This is a genomic window from Arenibacter latericius DSM 15913 (assembly GCF_000424985.1).
Taxonomy (GTDB): Bacteria; Bacteroidota; Bacteroidia; order Flavobacteriales; family Flavobacteriaceae; genus Arenibacter; species Arenibacter latericius.
Genome location: NZ_AUKX01000098.1, coordinates 1 through 1,650, shown reverse-complemented (window position 1 = coordinate 1,650; position 1,650 = coordinate 1). Strand labels below are relative to the sequence as shown.

Sequence of the window (1,650 nt, the reverse complement as noted above, 5' to 3'; positions counted from 1 at the left end):
TCCTGACTTCGACATAAATGTTACATTAAAAACATAAGTTGCTATTTATCAGTTGTTAATGCTTTTTGTTGCGTGGGTTTTGGGTGACCCAGCTTCGTTTTTTATTACTTTTGAGGGTGTTTGTTCGGAAAAAGAAAAATAAAAGTGGAGTCATTAGTGTACAGGTAATCACTAAAGTAAATGGCAAATCTAAATTGGTGAAGACCCTAGGTAGCTCCAATGATCCTGGCAGGCTTGAAGAATTGGTTGAAACAGGCTATCATTATATCAAAAAATATAAGGGGCAGCAAGTCATGGATTTTTCTGATACTAAATCAGTTTACAAATCTGTATTTAGTTCGATCAGTTCACATACAGAAATCGGAACTGAAGCTCTTTTGGGAGGCATTTTTAATGAAATAGGATTCCATAAAATAAAAGATTCTTTATTTAAATATTTAGTGTATTCCAGGCTTATTCAACCGGTAAGTAAACTCAAGACAACAGAATACCTTTTTCTTTACAAGGAAATAGAAATAACTACTCAGCAAATTTACCGCTACCTGGACAAGTTGCATTCCACACAAAAGGAACTGGTGCAACAGATCAGTTATGAGCATACCAGAAAGATCCTCAAGAATGATATCCGGGTGGTGTTTTACGATGTAACAACACTCTATTTTGAGATTGACCAAGAAGATGAACTTCGCAAGACTGGTTTTTCCAAAGAGGGTAAACATCAAAACCCTCAGATTGTCTTAGGATTACTGGTGAGTAAGCATGGGTATCCCTTGGCTTATGAGATTTTTGAAGGCAATAAATTTGAAGGCCATACCATGCTTCCTGTAATCGATGCTTTTAAAGAGAAATATAACTTAGAGCAGTTAGTGGTGATTGCCGATAGTGGATTACTCTCTAAAAGCAATGTAGAGACCTTACAAGAGAAGGGGTATGAGTTTGTCTTAGGTGCTCGGATTAAAAATGAGACTCACCGTGTGAAAGAAAAGATCTTGGCACTTGATCTAAGACATGGACAGAGCGCGGTAATTAGAAAGGGGAATCTAAAGCTGATTATCACCTATTCCGATGACAGAGCCAAGAAAGACCGCTACAATCGAGAAAAAGGCTTGAGAAAACTGGAGAAACAAATCCAAAGGGGTAGGCTTACCAAAGCCAACATCAACAACCGTGGCTACAATAAGTTTTTAAAGCTTGATGGAGAAATTACCGTTGCCATAGACACAGAGAAGCTACAACAAGATACCCGATGGGATGGACTCAAAGGCTACATCACTAATGCTAAATTAAACAAAGATCAAATTATTGAAAACTACCATCACCTTTGGCAGATTGAAAAAGCCTTTCGGGTCTCAAAATCTGATCTACGAATAAGACCTATCTACCACAGGCTTCAAAGACGTATAGAGGCTCATATATGCATCTCCTTTGTGGCCTATAAAGTCTATAAAGAACTGGAGCGACAATTATATGAGAAAAAGGCGGAGATCAGTGTTAATAAGGCTATCGAGATAGCCAAGACTATTTATCAAGTAACTGCTGTTGCGCCTGACAAGACAAAAATTGAACACCTCCTTATAACAAATGAAAAGCAAAAAACACTAATCGAATTATTTCCAGAAAATTTTGGGTGACCCAGTGTCGAAGTCAGGA

The 1,650-nt window shown here is 37.7% G+C and carries 1 protein-coding gene; it reads left to right on the top strand.

Annotated elements, in window-relative coordinates:
- Positions 1 to 116: 116 nt before the first annotated feature.
- A complete protein-coding gene (locus H344_RS0116745; RefSeq protein WP_026811321.1) occupies positions 117 to 1,631 on the top strand; it encodes an IS1634 family transposase in 1,515 nt (504 codons plus the stop codon).
- Positions 1,632 to 1,650: the final 19 nt, after the last annotated feature.